The organism is Microcella sp., assembly GCF_051860105.1.
In the GTDB taxonomy this organism is placed as follows: Bacteria; Actinomycetota; Actinomycetes; order Actinomycetales; family Microbacteriaceae; genus Microcella.
Genome location: NZ_JBHYEO010000014.1, coordinates 1 through 17,605, shown reverse-complemented (window position 1 = coordinate 17,605; position 17,605 = coordinate 1). Strand labels below are relative to the sequence as shown.

25 protein-coding genes and 2 pseudogenes are annotated in these 17,605 nt (G+C 68.7%); 1 reads left to right on the top strand and 26 read right to left on the bottom strand.

Annotated elements, in window-relative coordinates:
• The 4 genes and pseudogenes from glmM to ACTIE9_RS08955 form a co-directional block, all read right to left on the bottom strand.
• Nucleotides 1-1,208: pseudogene (glmM, locus tag ACTIE9_RS08970) on the bottom strand (phosphoglucosamine mutase); the annotation flags it as partial.
• A gap of 24 nt (nt 1,209-1,232) precedes the next feature.
• A complete protein-coding gene (gene rpsI, locus ACTIE9_RS08965) occupies nt 1,233-1,718 on the bottom strand; it encodes a 30S ribosomal protein S9 (protein ID WP_439565278.1) in 486 nt (161 codons plus the stop codon).
• A gap of 59 nt (nt 1,719-1,777) precedes the next feature.
• Nucleotides 1,778-2,224 carry a 50S ribosomal protein L13 gene (gene rplM, locus ACTIE9_RS08960; RefSeq protein ID WP_439565232.1) on the bottom strand — a complete coding sequence of 149 codons (447 nt, stop codon included), beginning with the start codon at nt 2,222-2,224 and terminating at the stop codon, nt 1,778-1,780.
• A gap of 201 nt (nt 2,225-2,425) precedes the next feature.
• Nucleotides 2,426-3,298, bottom strand: coding sequence for a tRNA pseudouridine synthase A (locus ACTIE9_RS08955; protein ID WP_439565277.1), 873 nt, complete (start codon nt 3,296-3,298; stop codon nt 2,426-2,428).
• Between the two features lie 72 nt (nt 3,299-3,370).
• Between ACTIE9_RS08955 and ACTIE9_RS08950 the strand changes: the two genes are divergently transcribed.
• The gene (locus ACTIE9_RS08950) at nt 3,371-5,269 is read left to right on the top strand and encodes an acyltransferase family protein (protein WP_439565231.1); all 1,899 of its coding nucleotides are present in this window, start codon (nt 3,371-3,373) and stop codon (nt 5,267-5,269) included.
• A gap of 22 nt (nt 5,270-5,291) precedes the next feature.
• Here ACTIE9_RS08950 and ACTIE9_RS08945 read toward each other — a convergent pair whose 3' ends face one another.
• The 22 genes and pseudogenes from ACTIE9_RS08945 to ACTIE9_RS08840 all read right to left on the bottom strand — a co-directional run.
• On the bottom strand, nt 5,292-6,320 hold the full coding sequence (locus ACTIE9_RS08945; RefSeq protein WP_439565230.1) for a GNAT family N-acetyltransferase: 1,029 nt from the start codon (nt 6,318-6,320) through the stop codon (nt 5,292-5,294).
• Nucleotides 6,321-6,386: 66 nt separating this feature from the next.
• Entirely contained in the window at nt 6,387-6,959 is a 573-nt protein-coding gene (rplQ, locus tag ACTIE9_RS08940; protein WP_439565229.1) for a 50S ribosomal protein L17, read from the bottom strand.
• Nucleotides 6,960-7,015: 56 nt separating this feature from the next.
• Nucleotides 7,016-8,005 carry a DNA-directed RNA polymerase subunit alpha gene (locus ACTIE9_RS08935; RefSeq protein WP_439565228.1) on the bottom strand — a complete coding sequence of 330 codons (990 nt, stop codon included), beginning with the start codon at nt 8,003-8,005 and terminating at the stop codon, nt 7,016-7,018.
• A gap of 175 nt (nt 8,006-8,180) precedes the next feature.
• On the bottom strand, nt 8,181-8,579 hold the full coding sequence (gene rpsK, locus ACTIE9_RS08930; protein ID WP_047561544.1) for a 30S ribosomal protein S11: 399 nt from the start codon (nt 8,577-8,579) through the stop codon (nt 8,181-8,183).
• Between the two features lie 47 nt (nt 8,580-8,626).
• On the bottom strand, nt 8,627-9,001 hold the full coding sequence (gene rpsM, locus ACTIE9_RS08925) for a 30S ribosomal protein S13 (RefSeq protein ID WP_319015494.1): 375 nt from the start codon (nt 8,999-9,001) through the stop codon (nt 8,627-8,629).
• A 204-nt stretch (nt 9,002-9,205) separates the two neighbouring features.
• Nucleotides 9,206-9,319, bottom strand: a complete 114-nt coding sequence (gene rpmJ / locus ACTIE9_RS08920; protein ID WP_047561540.1) for a 50S ribosomal protein L36 — start codon at nt 9,317-9,319, stop codon at nt 9,206-9,208.
• Between the two features lie 70 nt (nt 9,320-9,389).
• Complete coding sequence (gene infA, locus ACTIE9_RS08915) at nt 9,390-9,611, bottom strand: translation initiation factor IF-1 (protein WP_439565227.1); 222 nt, start codon at nt 9,609-9,611, stop codon at nt 9,390-9,392.
• 193 nt (nt 9,612-9,804) lie between these two features.
• The gene (locus ACTIE9_RS08910) at nt 9,805-10,395 is read right to left on the bottom strand and encodes an adenylate kinase (protein WP_439565226.1); all 591 of its coding nucleotides are present in this window, start codon (nt 10,393-10,395) and stop codon (nt 9,805-9,807) included.
• On the bottom strand, nt 10,392-11,717 hold the full coding sequence (gene secY, locus ACTIE9_RS08905; protein WP_439565225.1) for a preprotein translocase subunit SecY: 1,326 nt from the start codon (nt 11,715-11,717) through the stop codon (nt 10,392-10,394). Before secY ends, ACTIE9_RS08910 begins: the two co-directional genes overlap by 4 nt.
• A gap of 112 nt (nt 11,718-11,829) precedes the next feature.
• Entirely contained in the window at nt 11,830-12,609 is a 780-nt protein-coding gene (gene rplO / locus ACTIE9_RS08900) for a 50S ribosomal protein L15 (protein ID WP_439565224.1), read from the bottom strand.
• Nucleotides 12,609-12,794 (bottom strand): 50S ribosomal protein L30, encoded by a 186-nt coding sequence (gene rpmD / locus ACTIE9_RS08895; RefSeq protein ID WP_047561535.1) that lies wholly within the window; start codon nt 12,792-12,794, stop codon nt 12,609-12,611. Before rpmD ends, rplO begins: the two co-directional genes overlap by 1 nt.
• Nucleotides 12,794-13,456, bottom strand: coding sequence for a 30S ribosomal protein S5 (gene rpsE, locus ACTIE9_RS08890; protein WP_439565223.1), 663 nt, complete (start codon nt 13,454-13,456; stop codon nt 12,794-12,796). The genes rpmD and rpsE overlap by 1 nt, the downstream gene beginning before the upstream one ends.
• Before the next feature lie 35 nt (nt 13,457-13,491).
• A complete protein-coding gene (rplR, locus tag ACTIE9_RS08885) occupies nt 13,492-13,863 on the bottom strand; it encodes a 50S ribosomal protein L18 (RefSeq protein WP_439565222.1) in 372 nt (123 codons plus the stop codon).
• A gap of 2 nt (nt 13,864-13,865) precedes the next feature.
• Nucleotides 13,866-14,402, bottom strand: coding sequence for a 50S ribosomal protein L6 (gene rplF / locus ACTIE9_RS08880; RefSeq protein ID WP_439565221.1), 537 nt, complete (start codon nt 14,400-14,402; stop codon nt 13,866-13,868).
• A gap of 6 nt (nt 14,403-14,408) precedes the next feature.
• The gene (gene rpsH, locus ACTIE9_RS08875; protein WP_439565220.1) at nt 14,409-14,807 is read right to left on the bottom strand and encodes a 30S ribosomal protein S8; all 399 of its coding nucleotides are present in this window, start codon (nt 14,805-14,807) and stop codon (nt 14,409-14,411) included.
• 90 nt (nt 14,808-14,897) lie between these two features.
• Nucleotides 14,898-15,506, bottom strand: a complete 609-nt coding sequence (gene rplE, locus ACTIE9_RS08870) for a 50S ribosomal protein L5 (protein WP_439565219.1) — start codon at nt 15,504-15,506, stop codon at nt 14,898-14,900.
• Complete coding sequence (gene rplX / locus ACTIE9_RS08865; RefSeq protein ID WP_439565218.1) at nt 15,506-15,865, bottom strand: 50S ribosomal protein L24; 360 nt, start codon at nt 15,863-15,865, stop codon at nt 15,506-15,508. The genes rplE and rplX overlap by 1 nt, the downstream gene beginning before the upstream one ends.
• A 2-nt stretch (nt 15,866-15,867) precedes the next feature.
• Entirely contained in the window at nt 15,868-16,236 is a 369-nt protein-coding gene (rplN, locus tag ACTIE9_RS08860; protein WP_255158211.1) for a 50S ribosomal protein L14, read from the bottom strand.
• Nucleotides 16,237-16,267: 31 nt separating this feature from the next.
• Nucleotides 16,268-16,588 (bottom strand): 30S ribosomal protein S17, encoded by a 321-nt coding sequence (gene rpsQ / locus ACTIE9_RS08855; RefSeq protein ID WP_439565217.1) that lies wholly within the window; start codon nt 16,586-16,588, stop codon nt 16,268-16,270.
• A complete protein-coding gene (rpmC, locus tag ACTIE9_RS08850) occupies nt 16,588-16,953 on the bottom strand; it encodes a 50S ribosomal protein L29 (protein WP_439565216.1) in 366 nt (121 codons plus the stop codon). Before rpmC ends, rpsQ begins: the two co-directional genes overlap by 1 nt.
• Complete coding sequence (rplP, locus tag ACTIE9_RS08845) at nt 16,953-17,372, bottom strand: 50S ribosomal protein L16 (RefSeq protein ID WP_153982787.1); 420 nt, start codon at nt 17,370-17,372, stop codon at nt 16,953-16,955. Before rplP ends, rpmC begins: the two co-directional genes overlap by 1 nt.
• Nucleotides 17,373-17,377: 5 nt before the next feature.
• Nucleotides 17,378-17,605 (bottom strand): annotated as a pseudogene (locus tag ACTIE9_RS08840) (30S ribosomal protein S3); the annotation flags it as partial.

Here is a 17,605-nt window from a genome sequence, read left to right as displayed (position 1 = left end):
TCGGCCGCCACGGCCGCGGCGATGACGGCGTGACCCTCGAGCGCGGTGCGGTCGACGCCGCGCACGTTGATGAGCACCTGCGGGAACACGGTCATGACGTCGGCCAGCTCGGCGAGCGTTCGGCCCGAGCGCACCATCTCCGCGGCGAGCTGCAGGCCCGTCAGGATGCCGTCGCCCGTCGTGGCGTGCTCGCTCATGATGATGTGACCCGACTGCTCGCCACCCAGGCTCAACCCGTGCTCGGCGAGCGCCTCGAGCACGTAGCGGTCGCCCACCTTCGTCTCGATCAGCCGCACGCCGTGCTCGGCCATCGCCCGCTTGAGACCCAGGTTGCTCATGACGGTCGCGACGAGGGTGTCGTCGGTCAGCAGACCGCGGGCCTTCATCGAGAGCGCGATGATCGCCATGATCTGGTCGCCGTCGATGACGCGGCCGGCGGCATCCACCGCGAGGCACCGGTCGGCATCGCCATCGTGGGCGATGCCCAGGTCGGCACCGTGCTCGAGCACGGCCTCCTGCAGCGGTCCGAGGTGCGTCGACCCGACACCGTCGTTGATGTTGAGGCCGTCGGGGTCGCTGCCGATGACGGTGACGCGCGCGCCCGCGTCGGCGAACACCTGCGGCGAGATGCCGGCGGCGGCGCCGTGAGCGCAGTCGATGACGACGTGCAGGCCCGCGAGCGAGACGTCGAGCGTGCCGAGCAGGTGCAGCAGGTAGCGGTCCTCCGCGTCGGCGAAGCGGCGGATGCGGCCCACGCCCGCGCCGGTCGGCGCGAGCTTGTCGCCCGACAGTGCCTCCTCGATGCGGTCTTCGACCGCATCCGGCAGCTTCGTGCCCCCGAACGAAAAGAACTTGATGCCGTTGTCGGGGGCCGGATTGTGCGAGGCCGAGATCATCACGCCGAAGTCGGCGTTGATGTCGCCGACGAGGAACGCCGCGGCCGGTGTCGGGATGACCCCGGCATCGAGCACGTCGATGCCCGAGCTCGCGAGCCCCGCCGACACGGCGGCGGTCAAGAACTGACCGGAGACCCGGGGGTCGCGTGCGACGATCGCCGTCGGGCGCTTGCCCTGGGCCCGTAGCTCATCCGCATGCCGACCGCTGGTCAGCACCCGTGCCGCGGCCTGGGAGAGGCCGAGGGCCAGGTCGACGGTGAGATCACCGTTGGCCAGCCCTCGAACCCCGTCCGTGCCGAAAAGTCGACCCATGGCGTGTCGCCTGGACCCGAGCGACTAGCGCTTCGAGTACTGAGGAGCCTTGCGCGCCTTCTTGAGACCGGCCTTCTTGCGCTCGATGACGCGGGCGTCGCGCGTGAGGAAGCCGGCCTTCTTGAGGGCGGGGCGGTTGTTCTCGCGGTCGATCTCGTTGAGCGCGCGCGCGATGGCGAGACGCAGGGCGCCCGCCTGGCCCGAGGGGCCCCCACCCGTGATGCGCGCGATGACGTCGTAGGCGCCGCCGAGCTGCAGGATCGTGAAGGGGTCGTTGATGAGCTGCTGGTGCAGCTTGTTCGGAAAGTAGTCTTCGAGCGTGCGCCCGTTGACCTTGTAGGTGCCGGCACCCGGGGTGATGCGCACGCGGGCGATGGCCTGCTTGCGACGACCCACGGCCGCGCCGCCGACCGAGAGGATGGCGCGGGGCGCCACCGACGCGGCGGGCGCGGCGGACTCGGTCGTGTACGACTCGGGAGCCGACTCGGGAGTGATGCCGTCGTTGTCGATGTCGTTGGGGGTGTTCGTAACGTCTGCCACGATGCTGATCCTTAGCGTCTGCGCGGCCGCTACTGAGCGACCTGGTCGAGGGTGTAGGTCGTCGGCTGCTGCGCAGCGTGCGGGTGCTCGGCGCCCGCGTAGACCTTGAGCTTCTTCATCTGGGCGCGGCCCAGCGAGTTCTTCGGCAGCATGCCGCGGATCGCCTTCTCGACGGCGCGCTCGGGGTTCTTCTCGAGCAGCTCCGAGTAGGAGGTCGCCGTGAGGCCGCCCGGGTAGCCCGAGTGGCGGTAGGCCTTCTTCTGCGCCAGCTTCGAGCCGGTGAGGGCCACCTTGTCGGCGTTGATGATGATGACGAAGTCACCCATGTCCATGTGCTGGGCGAAGGTGGGCTTGTGCTTGCCGCGGAGAAGAACGGCGGCGTGGCTGGCGAGGCGGCCCAGGACGACATCGGTTGCGTCGATGACGACCCAGTTGCGCTGAACGTCAGCGGGAGTGGGGCTGAATGTGCGCGTCACAGTGCGTACTTTCGTGTCGAGTAGTTCGTGAATCCCGCTCCGGGGGGAGTTCGTTCTGCAGATGCAGACCGAACGCCGCGGTGGAGGGCTCAACCGGATGACCGTCGGCGACGGACACCAAGGGTCGAGCCTACCGGCCCAGAGGTGACCGGTCAATTCACCGCCGGCGCGCTCGGTCAGTCCGACGGGTCGGATGCTCGGTTAGTCCGACGGGTCGGATGCTCGGCCGAGCGGTTCGCGGCGCGCGCGGGTCTGCTCGGCGCGGGCCCCGAGCTCGTCGTCGGGCGGGTATCCCACCTCGACGAGGGTGAGCCCCTTCGCCGCCACGACCGCGAACGCGTTCGCCTTCACCGCCTCGTCGAGGATGCTGCTCAGCCGATCGGGCTCGAGGCGGCCGAGCCCCACGGCGACCGTGGCGCCCACGAGGGCCCGCACCATCGAGTGGCAGAAGGCGTCGGCGCGCACGCGCGCGACGAGCACACCCTCGGCATCCCGTGTCCACCCGAAGTCGAGCAGGGTGCGGATGGTGGTGGCGCCCTCGCGGGGTTTGCAGAAGGCCGCGAAGTCGTGCAGGCCCCTGAGCCTCTGGGCGGCAGCATCCATCGCCGCCTCGTCGAGCCCGGCCGGGTGCCACAGGGTGTGGGTGCGGCGACGCGGGTCGCGGTGGCTCAGAGCATCGGCGATGCGGTACTCGTAGCGTCGCCAGACGGGCGAGAAGCGCGCGTCGAAACCCGCGGGGGCGACCGAGACGCGGTCGATGACGACGTCGGAGGCCGTCGCGGCGACGATGCCGTTGAGCCGCCTCGCGATCGACTGCTCGACCGAGCCGCCCCGGCGCGCGGAGGCCAGCCGGCGGTGCTGCTCGGCCGAGAGGTCGATGTGGGCGACCTGGCCGATCGCGTGCACCCCCGCGTCGGTGCGGCCGGCGACGACGAGCCGCACCTCGAGCTCCGGGTCGCGCAGCAGCGTCGCGATCGCGGCGTCGAGCACGCCCTCGACCGTGCGGAGGCCGGGTTGACGGCTCCAACCCGAGAAGTCCGACCCGTCGTACGCGAGGTCGAGCCGCAGCCGCACCGTCTCCACGGTTCCTGAGTCTACGGCGCGCGGTTTGACCGCACGGCCTCGGGGCGCGACCCTGGAGGAACCATGTCGGCCATCAGCAGCAGCACTGTCGCACGTGACCGCGTGCCCGGGCTCGACGGTCTGCGTGCGCTCGCGATCGTGCTCGTTCTCGCCTACCACCTCTTCCCGGGGCTCGCCCCTGGGGGGTTCATCGGCGTCGACGTGTTCCTCGTCGTCAGCGGGTATCTCATCACGGCCCTCCTCGTCGCCGAGCACCGGTCTCGGGGCCGCATCGCGCTCGCCCCGTTCTGGGCTCGGCGCGCTCGACGGCTGCTGCCGGCGCTCGTCGTCATGGTCGGCATCACCTCGGCGGTCGCCGCGGCCATCGGCGGCGATGTGCTCGTCGGCATCGGCTGGCAGCTGGCGGGCGTGCTCACCTTCAGCAGCAACTGGTGGTCGATCGCGCAGGCGTCGAGCTACCTCGATCAGACGAGCCCCGAGCTCTTCCGCCATGCCTGGTCGCTCGCGGTCGAGGAGCAGTTCTACCTGGTGTGGCCGCTGCTCATCATCGTGCTCCTGCTGCTCCCCTCCCGGGCACTGCGAGTGGCGCTGCCGGTCGCCCTCGCCCTCGCCTCGGCCGTCGCGATGGCGCTGCTCGCGGGAGACCCGGCGGTCGATCCTGCTGCCGCATCGGTCGCCTACCTGTCGACGCTGACGCACGGCTTCGGCCTGCTGCTCGGGGCAGGGCTGGCGCTCGGTGTCGAGCCGTTGCGTGCGCGCGCATCCACCCGCCGTCCGCCCGCGTGGATGGTCGACGTCGCGGCGCTGCTCGCCACGGGCGGGCTGATCGCGCTCGCGAGTGCGCTGTCGATCGACGCTGCCGCGACCTACCGCGGCGGACTCGTCGCGGCGTCGCTGCTCACGGTCGTCGTCATCGTGTGCCTCTCGCATCCGGCCAGTCGTGCGGCGCAGATCGCGGATGCCCCGCTCCCCCGCTGGATCGGTGAGCGCTCATACGGGCTCTACCTCTGGCACTGGCCCGTGCTCGTGCTGCTCGGCGCCGCGCTACCGGCCGTCGACCGCGTCGGCGAGGGGAGCTGGCTGCTCGGGCTCGCCGCTCTCGGCATCGCGGTGCCGCTTGCCGCGCTGAGCTACCGGTTCATCGAGCAGCCGGTGCGCTCCCGCCGCCTCGACGCGGCTCTGGGAGGGGCGCTCGGCTGGGCGCGCCCGCGCAGAGTCGCGCTGGCCCTGGGAACGGGGCTGGCTCTGATCGGCCTCACCGCCGCGGGTGCGGCAGCCGTCGTGCGGGCGCCTGCTCAGTCGCAGGCCGAAGAGTTCATCGCCGCCGGGCAGGCCGCGCTCGACGCGGCGTCCGGGCAGCCGGCCCCGGCCGTGCCTCTGCGGGTGCCGATGACCGAGCGCGGACCCGTACCGGCTGCGCCGACCCCGTTGCCGACCGGAGACCGTATCACGGCCATCGGCGACTCGGTCATGCTCGCCGCAGCGCCGCAGCTGCAGGCGCGCTTCCCGGGTATCGCGATCGACGCCGCGGTGTCGCGCCAGATGCGACAGGCACCGCAGATCGCCCTCGCCCTCGCCGACGCCGGGATGCTTCGCGAGATCACGATCGTCGGGCTCGGCACCAACGGCTCGATCGATTCCGCCACGCTGCACGAGCTGCGCGCGATCCTCGGCCCCGACCGCCAACTGGTGCTCGTGAGCGCGCAGGCTCCGCGCGGGTGGATCGCGGGGGTCAACCAGCAGCTCGTCGCTTTCGCCGATGACTACCGCGAGGTCGTTCTCGCCGACTGGTACGCCGCGATCGCTCCCCGCCTGAACCTGCTCGCCCGCGATCAGGTGCATCCGGGCTCGGCCGGAGGGGCCGTGTACACCGCGGCGGTCGAGGCCGCGCTGCAGCGCCTCGTCGACCTACCCGAGCCCGTCGACTACGACGCGAACCCCGAGCTGCATCGTCCGCGCTGAGCGGGCGCCGGGCATCCCACCGCTAGTAGACCACTCGATACGAGACGTCGCGGGCCGTCGCTTCGAACCCCAGCCGGGTGTAGACGCCCACGGCACCCGTCGGGTTGTCGGCGTCGACGTCGAGCACTGCGCGCTCGAGGCCCGCGGCACGGTACGCGTTCAGCACCTCGGCCAGCAGGGCACTGGCGAGGCCTCGGCCCCGCCATTCCCGCACCGTGCCGACGAGGCCGATGTAGCCCGACCGTGAACCCTGGCGCACCCAGTCGTCCTCGTTCACCTCGGTCACCACGAATCCGACGACCGTGTCGCCGTCGAGCGCCACCCGGCTCAGATCGCGGCGGAAGCTGCTGAGCCCCTGCATCGACTCCCAGCCCTCCCGGCTCGCAGGCTGGCTGCCCCAATGATCCGCGAAAGCGGCGTTCTTCGCGGCGCGCACCGCCTCGCTCAGCGCGGCGTCGAACGCGACGAGCCTCACGCCGTCCGGCAGCGCAACCGGTGGCGTGGGCGCGGCGAGATCGCACTCGAGGGTCGTGAAGTACCGAGCGGGCTCGAATCCCGCCCGCCGCAGCATCGCTCCGTGCTCAGGCGCGCGATCGGCGGCGTAGCTGAGCACCCAGGCCGGGAGCGCCAGCGCCGACTCGGCGAGCATCGCGCGGGCACGCGCGTGCTGCCAGGCGAGCAGTCGGTGACCGATCCCCCGGCCGCGGTGGGCGGGGTCGACGCCGCCGAACAGGATGACGCGCACCAGCGACTCGGGTTCAGGCGGCGCGACGACGAGCCCCCAGGCGACCGCGGTCCCGTCGTCGTCGAGCGCGAGCAATCCGTCGCGCACCGGGTCGACCCAGGAGTGCCCGAGCTCGTCGCTGATCTCATCGAGGGATTCGCTCCATGTCGGATGATCGCGCGCACTGATGCGTTCTGCGAGCTCGGTGACCGCCGGGGCGTCCTCGATCGACAGCGGCCGCCAACGGATGCCGGTCGGCGCGCCGGGCGGCTCGGGTGGTTCCGGCGGGGGCACCCGCTCGCGCAAGGGAGGCAGCTCGTCGATCACGCAGGAAAGCGTACGGCCCCCGCTCGGAGTGAGCGGGGGCCGTGACGCGATCGTGATGGCGCGGGGCTACTTGGCCTCGTCCTCGGCCGGAGCCTCCTCGACGGGGGCCTCCTCGGCGGGGGCCTCCTCGACGGAGGTCTCCTCGGCTGCCTCGGTCGCGGCGTCGTCGGCGACGACCTCGTCGGCCTCGACCTCGGTCGCCTCATCGTCGACGACCGGTGCCTCTGCGACGGGGGCAGCGGCAGGGGCGGCCTTCTTGGCGCTCTTCGGCTTCGGGTTCACCGGCTCGAGCACGAGCTCGATGACCGCCATGGGGGCGTTGTCGCCCTTGCGGTAGCCGACCTTCGTGATGCGGGTGTAGCCGCCCTCGCGCTCGGCCATGAGCGGAGCGATCTCCGTGAAGAGCTCGTGCACGGCGCTCTTGTCGCGGATGACCGTCATCACCCGGCGACGGGCGTGCAGGTCACCGCGCTTCGCGAAGGTGATGAGGCGCTCGGCGAGCGGACGCAGGCGCTTGGCCTTCGTCTCGGTCGTCGTGATGCGCTTGTGCGTGAAGAGCGCCGTCGCGAGGTTCGCGAGGAGCAGGCGCTCGTGGGCCGGACCGCCGCCGAGGCGGGGGCCCTTCGTGGGCTGGGGCATGGTGTGTGTTCTTTCGTATCAGTGACGGAGAGGGGTGGAGCGGAGCGCCGGAGCGCCTAGCTCTCCTCGTCGTCGAAGCCGCCGTAGAAGTGAGCGCCGTCGAACCCGGGAACCGCGTCCTTGAGCGAGAGGCCCATCTCGACGAGCTTGTCCTTGACCTCGTCGACCGACTTCTGGCCGAAGTTGCGGATGTTCATCAGCTGGGTCTCGGAGAGCGCGACGAGCTCGCTCACCGTGTTGATGCCCTCGCGCTTGAGGCAGTTGTAGCTGCGCACCGAGAGATCGAGGTCTTCGATCGGCATCGAGAGCTCGGTCGAGAGCACGGCGTCGACCGGCGCGGGGCCGATCTCGATGCCCTCGGCCTGCGTGTTGAGCTCGCGAGCGAGACCGAACAGCTCGACGAGCGTGCGGCCCGCCGAGGCGATCGCGTCGCGCGGCGTGATGGCCGGCTTCGACTCGACGTCGACCACGAGGCGGTCGAAGTCGGTGCGCTCACCGGCACGCGTCGCCTCGACGCGGTAGGTGACCTTGAGCACGGGCGAGTAGATCGAGTCGACCGGGATCTGACCGGCTTCGCTGAACTCGCTGCGGTTCTGCGTCGCGCTCACATAGCCGCGACCGCGCTCGATCGTGAGCTCGAGCTCGAACTTCGCACTGTCGTTGAGCGTCGCGATGACGAGCTCGGGGTTGTGGATCTCGACACCGGCCGGAGCCGAGATGTCGGCCGCCGTGACCTCGCCCGCGCCCTGCTTGCGCAGGTAGGCGGTGATCGGCTCGTCATGCTCGCTCGAGACGACGAGGTTCTTCACGTTGAGGATGATCTCGGTGACATCCTCTTTCACCCCGGCGATGGTGCTGAACTCGTGCAGCACGCCGTCGATGCGGATGCTCGTCACGGCAGCTCCGGGAATCGACGAGAGCAGCGTGCGACGGAGCGAGTTGCCGAGGGTGTACCCGAATCCGGGCTCCAGCGGCTCGATGATGAACCGCGAGCGGAACTCGGAGACGGACTCCTCGGTCAGCGTGGGACGTTGTGCGATGAGCACTGTTGATTCCTTTCGGCAAAGTGTCCGCCATATGACACTTGTGGCGCGACGAGTGGCTGGCTCGTCGAGTGTGTTGAGTTATGCGCGGTGGAACTGAGGGCGATGCAGCGCATCGCCGCGACCCCAGCGCCGACCGGGGCTGTGCCTCGGTCGGCGCTCAGGTCGAGTACGGGGGTTAGACGCGGCGACGCTTCGGCGGGCGGCAGCCGTTGTGCGCCTGGGGCGTCACATCGCTGATCGAGCCGACCTCGAGGCCGGCGGCCTGCAGCGAACGGATCGCGGTCTCGCGGCCCGAGCCGGGGCCCTTGACGAAGACGTCGACCTTCTTCATGCCGTGCTCCTGCGCCTGACGGGCGGCCGACTCGGCAGCGAGCTGAGCGGCGAAAGGCGTCGACTTGCGCGAGCCCTTGAAGCCGACCTGGCCCGACGATGCCCAGCTGATGACGGCGCCGCTCGGGTCGGTGATCGACACGATCGTGTTGTTGAAGGTCGACTTGATGTGAGCCTGGCCGACGGCGATGCTCTTCTTCTCTTTGCGGCGGGGCTTGCGCGCGGCCGACTTGGGTGCTGCCATGGTCTTCTCCTAAACCTGTGGATTGCGCGGGTCGCGGCGGGGCCGGACTAGCGCGCCTTCTTCTTGCCGGCGACGGTGCGCTTCGGGCCCTTGCGGGTGCGCGCGTTGGTCTTCGTGCGCTGACCGCGCACGGGCAGGCCGCGACGGTGACGGATGCCCTCGTAGGAGCCGATCTCGACCTTGCGGCGGATGTCGGCGGCGACCTCACGGCGCAGGTCGCCCTCGACCTTGTAGGTGCCTTCGATGTGGTCGCGCAGAGCGACGAGCTGGTCGTCGGTCAGGTCCTTGACGCGCACGTTGGGGTCGATACCCGTGGCGGCGAGGGTCTCGGTCGAACGCGTGCGTCCGACTCCGTAGATGTAGGTGAGGGCGATCTCCACGCGCTTATCGCGCGGGATGTCCACTCCGGCAAGACGGGCCATGACGGCTCCTTCAGGTGTGTGAGAGGTGTGGAGCAGTGCCGGTGCCAGGGCCTCCCGCCCTGGGTGTCCCCCGCATCCGCGGGATCTGGCACTGCCTGGAGTGCGTATTCAGTTGTGAGTCTGCAGGGCCCTGACGCTGGCGGCGAACTGAGCATGCTCAGTTCGCCCATGAATACAGGGCGGGGCTCGAACAACGACGAGGCTTTAGCCTTGGCGTTGTTTGTGCCGGGGGTTCTCGCAGATGACCATCACGTTGCCGTGGCGACGGATCACCTTGCACTTGTCGCAGATGGGCTTGACGCTGGGGTTGACCTTCATGGTGCTCTTCTCTCTCGCTGGCCTCGTGCTCCGGGTGGATCCCCGGGCCGTTCCTTATCCGGCGAAACCTTTACTTGTAGCGGGAGACGATGCGGCCACGGGTCAGGTCGTACGGGCTCAGCTCTACGATGACCTTGTCCTCCGGGAGGATGCGGATGTAGTGCTGGCGCATCTTGCCCGAGATGTGGGCGAGCACCTTGTGGCCGTTGGTCAGCTCGACGCGGAACATCGCGTTGGGCAGCGCTTCGACCACCGAGCCTTCGATCTCGATGACACCGTCTTTTTTGGCCATTGCCTCTTCGTCGCTAAAAGTGTGGGTTACTGCCGGTCGTGCGGATGACGCGGTGCTGCTGCGAGTGACCCCCTCTGCACGGCGGGGTCTCAGCAGACACGCCGAAGGCGTGCCGAAAGCACCAAAGGTCGAGCTTAGGTGATAATGCCACCCCGAGGCAAGTCGACGGAGGGTCTCCTGCCCCGTGCGACGATCACGCGGTGAACAGGATGCCGCGGGCCGCGAGCGCCGACTCGATGCGCTCGGTCACTTCGGCGATCTCGCCGATGCCGTCGACCTGGGCGAGCAGACCACGCTCGGCGTAGACGCCGATGAGGGGCGCCGTCTGCTCGGCGTACACCTCGAGGCGGTGGCGCACCACGGCCTCGTCGTCATCGGAACGACCCTGGTCGAGGGCGCGCTTCTTAAGGCGCTCGACGACGACGTCGGGCTCGGCGACGAGCTCGACCACGGCATCCATCGAGGCTCCGTGCTGAGCGAGGAACTCGTCGAGCGCCCGCACCTGATCGATCGTGCGCGGGTAGCCGTCGAGCAGGAAGCCCGCGGACGCATCCGGCTGCGAGAGCCGGTCGCGCACGAGGTCGTTCGTCAGGCTGTCGGGCACGTTGTCGCCCGCATCCATGAACGCCTTCGCCTTGAGACCGAGCTCGGTCTCGTTACGCAAGTGCATGCGGAAGATGTCGCCCGTCGAGATCGCGGGCACTCCCAGGGCCTCGGAGAGGCGCAGCGCCTGCGTGCCCTTGCCCGCGCCGGGCGGGCCGATCAGCAGCAGACGGGCGCTCATCGCAGCAGGCCTTCGTAGTGGCGCTGCTGCAGCTGGGCATCGATCTGCTTGACGGTCTCGAGACCCACACCGACGATGATCAGGATGCTCGCACCGCCGAACGGGAAGTTCTGGTTCGCGCCGACCGCCGCGAAGGCGATGAGCGGGATCAGGGCGATCAGGCCGAGGTAGAGCGAACCGGGCAGGGTCACGCGCGTCAGCACGTAGTCGAGGTACTCCGCCGTCGGTCGTCCTGCGCGGATGCCGGGGATGAAGCCGCCGTACTTCTTCATGTTGTCGGCGACCTCTTCGGGGTTGAAGGTGATCGCGACGTAGAAGTAGGTGAAGCCGACGATGAGGAGGAAGTACACGACCATGTAGATCGGGTTGTCGCCCGACACCAGGTTGTTCTGGATCCAGACGACCCACTCCGGTGCCGTCTCGCCCGCCGCCGGCTGGTTGAACTGAGCGATGAGCGCCGGCAGGTACAGAAGCGACGAGGCGAAGATGACGGGCACAACGCCGGCCATATTGACCTTGATGGGGATGTAGGTGTTGTTGCCGCCGTAGGTGCGACGGCCCACCATGCGCTTCGCGTACTGCACGGGGATGCGGCGCTGCGACTGCTCGACGAAGACGACCGCCGCCATCACCAGGAGGCCGAGCAGGAGGACGAGGACGAAGATCTCGGGGCCCTGCGACACCGCGATGGCCCACAGCGCCGACGGGAACGTCGCCGCGATCGAGGTGAAGATGAGCAACGACATGCCGTTGCCGATGCCGCGCTCGGTCACGAGCTCGCCGAACCACATGATGAGGCCCGTGCCGGCGGTCATGGTGATGACCATGAGCAGGATCGCGTACCAGGCGTCGTTGGTGATGAGGTCGTTGCACTGCGGCACGCCGCTCGTGGTCGGGAAGAGCGCACCGGCCCGGGCGACCGTGATGAGGGTGGTCGACTGCAGCACCGCGAGGGCGATCGTCATGTAGCGGGTGTACTGGGTGAGCTTGGCCTGGCCCGCCTGGCCCTCCTTGTGGAGGGTGTCGAAGTGGGGGATGACCACGCGCAGCAGCTGGGTGATGATCGACGCGGTGATGTAGGGCATGATGCCGAGCGCGAAGATCGACAGCTGCAGCAGAGCACCACCGCTGAAGAGGTTCACGAGCTGGTACAGACCGGTGGCGCCCTGGTTGCCGGCGAGGCAGATCTGCACGTTCTGGAAGTCGACGAACGGCGCCGGGATGAACGATCCCAGGCGGAAGAGGGCGACGATCCCGAGGGTGAAGCCGATCTTCCGGCGCAGGTCGGGCGTGCGGAAGATCCGCCCGATAGCTCTGAACACGAGACCTCCCGTAGAAAAACCATGAGCATCCGCCCGCCCGGCGGCGAGGGGATGCTGTGGCCCGAGTGGGCCGCAGACCTGCAGTGAAGGCGGCCCACTGGGCCGCCTTCACCTACTGGACCGAACCGCCGGCAGCGACGATCTTCTGCTCGGCAGAGCGCGAGACCTTGTCGACGGTCACGTTGAGCTTAACCGCAATGTCGCCGTCGCCGAGAACCTTGACCTTCTCGTTCTTGCGCACAGCGCCCTTCGCGACGAGATCGGCGATGGTCACATCGCCGCCCTTCGGGTAGAGCTCAGCGAGCGCGGCGAGGTTGACGACCTGGTACTCGACCCGGAACGGGTTCGTGAAGCCGCGCAGCTTGGGCGCGCGCATCACCGAGTTGAGGTTGCCCCCTTCGAATCCGGGCTTGACCTGGTAGCGGGCCTTTGTGCCCTTCGTGCCACGACCGGCCGTCTTGCCCTTCGAGCCCTCACCGCGACCGACGCGGGTGCGGTCCTTCTTCGAGCCCGCGGCCGGACGGAGGTGGTGCACCTTGAGCACCTGCGGGCGCGCGACGTCGGCCGAGGGGGCCTTCTTCGCGGGAGCCTTCGCAGGAGCCTTGGCGGCAGCCGACGAGGCCGGAGCCTTCTCGGCGGCCGGCTTCGCCGCGGCCTTGGCAGCCGGAGCCTTCTCGGCAGCGGGCTTGGCGGCGGCCTTCGCCGGCGCCTTCTCCGCAGCAGGCTTGGCAGGGGCCTTCGCCGGCGCCTTGGCGGCAGGAGCCTTCGCCGCAGCCTTCTCAGCCGCGGGCTTGGCGGCAGCCTTCGCCGGCGCCTTCTCCGCAGCAGGCTTCGCCGTGGTCGTCTTCTTGGCCGGCGCCTTCGCGGCGCCGTCCTTCTTCTCTTCAGCCATTAGTCAATCTCCTCGACCGTCACGAGGTGAGCCACCGTGCGCACGTAGCCGCGGTTGGCCGGGGTGTCTTCACGGACGACGACATCGCCGATCCGCTTGAGGCCCAGGCTCCGCAGCGTGTCACGCTGGTTCTGCTTCTCGCTGATGACGGACTTGATCTGGGTCACCTTCAGCTGCGCGGCCATCACGCACCACCCTTTCCGGCGGCGGCCTCGGCCGCGAGGGCCTCGGCGCGCACGAGGCGCGCCGGGGCGACGTCCTCGAACTCGAGCCCACGACGAGCGGCGACGGCGCGCGGCTCTTCGAGCTGCTTGAGCGCGGCCACCGTCGCGTGGACGATGTTGATGGTGTTCGACGAGCCGAGCGACTTGCTCAGCACGTCGTGGATGCCGGCGCACTCGAGCACGGCGCGCACGGGGCCACCGGCGATAACACCGGTACCGGCGGCAGCGGGGCGCAGCAGCACCACACCGGCCGCGGCCTCGCCCTGCACGGGGTGCGGGATCGTCGCCGCGACGCGGGGGACGCGGAAGAAGTTCTTCTTCGCCTCCTCGACGCCCTTCGAGATCGCCGTGGGCACCTCGCGGGCCTTGCCGTAGCCGACGCCGACCATGCCGTTGCCGTCACCGACGACCACGAGGGCGGTGAAGCTGAAGCGACGACCACCCTTCACGACCTTCGACACGCGGTTGATCGTCACGACGCGCTCGAGGAAGGGGCTCTTCTCGGTCTCGCGCTGACCGCGGTCGCGGTTGGGGTTGCGCTCGCGGCCGCCACGACGAGCCTCGCGGGGCTCGGTCGCCGTCTCCGACGACGCGGCGGTCTCGACGGGGGCCTCAGAGGCCACGGTCTGCTCCTTCTCGTTCACAGTCTCGTTCTCGCTCACAGGTCCAGTCCGCCCTCTCGCGCTCCATCGGCGATCGCCGCGACGCGGCCCGCGTAGCGGTTGCCGCCGCGGTCGAACACCACGGCCTCGACGCCGGCCTTCTTGGCACGCTCGGCGACGAGCTCGCCGACCTTGCGGGCCTTCGCCGTCTTGTCGCCCTCGAAGCCGCGGAGGTCGCCCTCCATGGTCGAGGCGCTCGCCACGGTGTGGCCCTTGGTGTCGTCGACGATCTGAACGAAGACGTGGCGCGCCGAGCGGGTCACGACGAGGCGCGGCCGCTCGGCCGTGCCCGTGATGCGCTTGCGCAGACGGGTGTGACGGCGGCTCTTCGCGGCCGTCTTGCTCTTGCCTCTGGTTCCGAGACCCATGACTACTTACCAGCCTTTCCGGCCTTGCGACGCACGACCTCGCCCGCGTAGCGGACACCCTTGCCCTTGTAGGGCTCGGGCTTGCGGATCTTGCGGATGTTCGCAGCGACCTCACCGACGGCCTGCTTGTCGATGCCGCTGACGGTGAGCTTGTTGTTGCCCTCGACCGTGAAGGTGATCCCGGCGGGCGGGTTCACGGTGACGGGGTGCGAGAAGCCGAGCGCGAACTCGACGCCCTCGCCCTTGGCCTGCACGCGGTAACCGGTGCCGACGACCTCGAGGCCCTTGGAGTAGCCCTGGGTGACGCCGATGATCTGGTTCGCGATGAGGGTGCGGGTGAGCCCGTGCAGCGAGCGCGAAGCGCGCTCGTCGTCGGGGCGGGTCACGACGACCTGGTTGTCTTCGATGGCGACCTCGATGGGGCTCGCGACGGTGAGCGAGAGCTCACCCTTCGGGCCCTTGACCGAGACGGCCTGACCGTCGATGGTCACCTCGACACCGCCGGGGATGTCGATGGGCATGCGTCCGATACGTGACATGGCGGGTTACCACACGTAGGCGAGGACTTCCCCACCCACGCCCTTCTTCATCGCCTCGCGGTCGGTCAGCAGACCCGAGGAAGTCGACAGGATCGCGACGCCGAGGCCACCGAGGACGGTGGGGATCTCGGTGGACTTCGCGTAGACGCGCAGGCCCGGCTTCGAGACGCGCTTGATTCCGGCGATCGACCGCTCGCGGTTCGGGCCGTACTTGAGCGAGAGGGTCAGCGTCGTGCCGACGCGCGCGTCGGAGACGGCCCAGTCGGCGATGTAGCCCTCGCGCTTGAGGATCTCGGCGATGTGCGTCTTCAGCTTGGAGCTGGGCAGCGACACCGAGTCGTGGAACGCCGAGTTGGCGTTCCGCAGTCTGGTCAGCAGGTCTGCGACCGGATCTGTCATCGTCATGATGCGGTTGTTCCGTTTCTCGTCCGGTTTCGACATCCGGTACACCGGGAGCCGACCTGGCCGATCGTGGTCCGAAGACCGGGTGGGGTGCTACTGGGGGGTGTCACTCGAGCGGAAGGGGAAGCCGAGCGCGCGCAGCAGGGCGCGACCCTCGTCATCCGTCTTCGCGGTCGTGACGACCGTGATGTCGAAGCCGCGCACGCGGTCGATCTTGTCCTGGTCGATCTCGTGGAACACGCTCTGCTCCTGAAGACCGAAGGTGTAGTTGCCGTTGCCGTCGAACTGCTTCTCGCTCAGGCCGCGGAAGTCGCGGATGCGAGGCAGGGCGAGGGTGATCAGGCGGTCCATGAACTCCCAGGCGCGGTCGCCGCGCAGCGTGACGTGCGCACCGATCGGCATGCCCTCACGCAGCTTGAACTGCGCGATCGACTTGCGAGCCTTGGTGACCTGGGGCTTCTGACCGGTGATCGCCGTGAGGTCCTTGATGGCACCGTCGATGACCTTCGAGTCACGAGCGGCCTCACCGACACCGGTGTTGACGACGATCTTCACGAGCGCCGGCACCTGGTGCGGGTTGGTGTACCCGAACTGCTCGGTGAGGGTCTTCGTGATCTCAGCGCGGTACTTCTGCTTGAGGCGCGGCTGAACCTTATTCGCCACGGCGGCGCCGGCTGAGAACGCGGCAGTTTCGGTAGACATTAGAGCTTCTCACCTGACTTCTTGGCGTACCGCACGCGGACGGTCTTCTTGACGCCGTTCTTCTCGACGACCTCTTCGCGGAAACCCACGCGGGTCGGCTTCTTGGTCTTGGGGTCGACGAGGGCGACGTTCGAGATGTGGATCGGGGCCTCCTGGGTCTCGATGCCACCGGTCTTCGTGCCGCGCTGCGTCTGACCGACGCGCACGTGCTTCGTGACGTAGTTCACGCCCTCGACGATCACGCGGTTCTTCTCCGCGATGACCTCGATGACACGACCCTGCTTGCCACGGTCGCCGCCGCGCTCTTCCGTCGCGCCGCTGATGACCTGGACGAGGTCGCCCTTCTTGATCTTGGCCATGGTTACAGCACCTCCGGGGCGAGCGAGACGATCTTCATGAACTTCTTGTCGCGCAGCTCGCGCCCGACCGGTCCGAAGATGCGGGTTCCACGAGGGTCGCCGTCGGCCTTCAGGATGACGGCGGCGTTCTCGTCGAACTTGATGTACGAACCGTCGGGGCGACGGGTCTGCTTGACGGTGCGCACGATGACGGCCTTGACGACGTCGCCCTTCTTGACGTTGCCGCCGGGGATCGCGTCTTTCACGGTCGCCACGATGATGTCACCGAGGCCCGCGTACCGACGGCCGGAGCCACCGAGAACGCGGATCGTCAAGAGCTCCTTGGCGCCGGTGTTGTCGGCCACCTTGACTCTGGATTCCTGCTGAAGCATTTCTTACTCCTAGTGGTCAAGCAGGCGGTGCCTACTTGGCCTTCTCGAGGATCTCGACGAGGCGCCAGCGCTTCGTAGCGGACAGGGGTCGGGTCTCGGAGATGAGCACCAGGTCGCCGATGCCGGCGCTGTTCAGCTCATCGTGCGCCTTGACCTTCGAGGTGCGTCGGATCACCTTGCCGTACAGGGGGTGCTTCACGCGGTCCTCGACCTCGACGACGATGGTCTTCTCCATCTTGTCGCTGGTGACGTAGCCGCGGCGCACCTTGCGGTACCCACGAGCGGCCTCGTCGCGAACGTCGTGCGCGGCCGACTCGTGGCCGGCAGCGGCCTTCTTCTCGGTCGTCGCCATTAGTTCTTCTCCTCAGTCTTCTCAGAAGCCGCGTTGTCTGAAGCGCCGAGCTTCTCAGCGTCGGCGCTCGCCTCGGCCGGGGCCTCGGTCTTGGCCTTCGCTGCCTTCTTCGCCGGCTTCTCGGCGACCTCGATGGGGGCCGGGGTCGCGCGCAGCCCGAGCTCGCGCTCGCGGATGATCGTGTAGATGCGCGCGATGTCGCGCTTCACCGCACGAAGACGGCCGTGGCTCTCGAGCTGACCGGTCGCGGCCTGGAAGCGCAGGTTGAACAGCTCTTCCTTGGCCTTCTTCAGCTCGTCGACGAGTCGCTCGTCTTCGAAGGTGTCGAGCTCGGCAGGGGCCAGCTCCTTGGATCCGATCGCCATTACGCGTCGCCTCCCTCGCGCTTGATGATGCGTGCCTTGAGGGGCAGCTTGTGGATGGCACGGGTCATGGCCTCGCGAGCGAGCTGCTCGTTGACACCGGCGACCTCGAAGAGGACGCGACCCGGCTTGACGTTGGCGACCCACCACTCGGGCGAGCCCTTGCCCGAACCCATGCGGGTCTCGGCGGGCTTCTTGGTGAGCGGGCGGTCGGGGTAGATGTTGATCCACACCTTGCCACCACGCTTGATGTGACGCGTCATGGCGATACGAGCGGACTCGATCTGCCGGTTCGTCACATACGCGGGCGTGAGGGCCTGGATGCCGAACTCGCCGAACGTGACCTCGGTGCCACCGGTCGCGTGCCCACTCCGCTTGGGGTGGTGCTGCTTGCGGTACTTGACCTTGCGGGGAATCAGCATTGTTCCTAGCCTTCCGCTCCGGCCGCGACGGGAGCCGCGGCGGCAGCCGGGCGGCCACCGTCACGACGAGGACCGCGGTCCGAGTCACGACGCTCGGGGCGCGACGACTTCTGAGTCGCCTGCTCGCGAGCGAGTTCCTTGTTGGTGATGTCGCCCTTATAGATCCAGACCTTCACGCCGATGCGGCCGAAGGTGGTCTTGGCCTCGTAGAAGCCGTAGTCGATGTTCGCGCG

Coding starts and splice junctions, on each gene's coding strand:
- ACTIE9_RS08950 (WP_439565231.1), top strand. CDS start 3,371: ATGTCGGCCATCAGCAGCAGCACTGTCGCACGTGACCGCGTGCCCGGG.
- rplQ (WP_439565229.1), bottom strand. CDS start 6,959: ATGCCCCAGCCCACGAAGGGCCCCCGCCTCGGCGGCGGTCCGGCCCAC.
- rpsK (WP_047561544.1), bottom strand. CDS start 8,579: ATGGCAGCACCCAAGTCGGCCGCGCGCAAGCCCCGCCGCAAAGAGAAG.
- rpsM (WP_319015494.1), bottom strand. CDS start 9,001: ATGGCCCGTCTTGCCGGAGTGGACATCCCGCGCGATAAGCGCGTGGAG.
- rpmJ (WP_047561540.1), bottom strand. CDS start 9,319: ATGAAGGTCAACCCCAGCGTCAAGCCCATCTGCGACAAGTGCAAGGTG.
- infA (WP_439565227.1), bottom strand. CDS start 9,611: ATGGCCAAAAAAGACGGTGTCATCGAGATCGAAGGCTCGGTGGTCGAA.
- ACTIE9_RS08910 (WP_439565226.1), bottom strand. CDS start 10,395: ATGAGCGCCCGTCTGCTGCTGATCGGCCCGCCCGGCGCGGGCAAGGGC.
- rplO (WP_439565224.1), bottom strand. CDS start 12,609: ATGGCTGAAGAGAAGAAGGACGGCGCCGCGAAGGCGCCGGCCAAGAAG.
- rpmD (WP_047561535.1), bottom strand. CDS start 12,794: ATGGCCGCGCAGCTGAAGGTGACCCAGATCAAGTCCGTCATCAGCGAG.
- rplR (WP_439565222.1), bottom strand. CDS start 13,863: ATGGGTCTCGGAACCAGAGGCAAGAGCAAGACGGCCGCGAAGAGCCGC.
- rplF (WP_439565221.1), bottom strand. CDS start 14,402: ATGTCACGTATCGGACGCATGCCCATCGACATCCCCGGCGGTGTCGAG.
- rpsH (WP_439565220.1), bottom strand. CDS start 14,807: ATGACGATGACAGATCCGGTCGCAGACCTGCTGACCAGACTGCGGAAC.
- rplE (WP_439565219.1), bottom strand. CDS start 15,506: ATGTCTACCGAAACTGCCGCGTTCTCAGCCGGCGCCGCCGTGGCGAAT.
- rplX (WP_439565218.1), bottom strand. CDS start 15,865: ATGGCCAAGATCAAGAAGGGCGACCTCGTCCAGGTCATCAGCGGCGCG.
- rplN (WP_255158211.1), bottom strand. CDS start 16,236: ATGCTTCAGCAGGAATCCAGAGTCAAGGTGGCCGACAACACCGGCGCC.
- rpsQ (WP_439565217.1), bottom strand. CDS start 16,588: ATGGCGACGACCGAGAAGAAGGCCGCTGCCGGCCACGAGTCGGCCGCG.
- rpmC (WP_439565216.1), bottom strand. CDS start 16,953: ATGGCGATCGGATCCAAGGAGCTGGCCCCTGCCGAGCTCGACACCTTC.
- rplP (WP_153982787.1), bottom strand. CDS start 17,372: ATGCTGATTCCCCGCAAGGTCAAGTACCGCAAGCAGCACCACCCCAAG.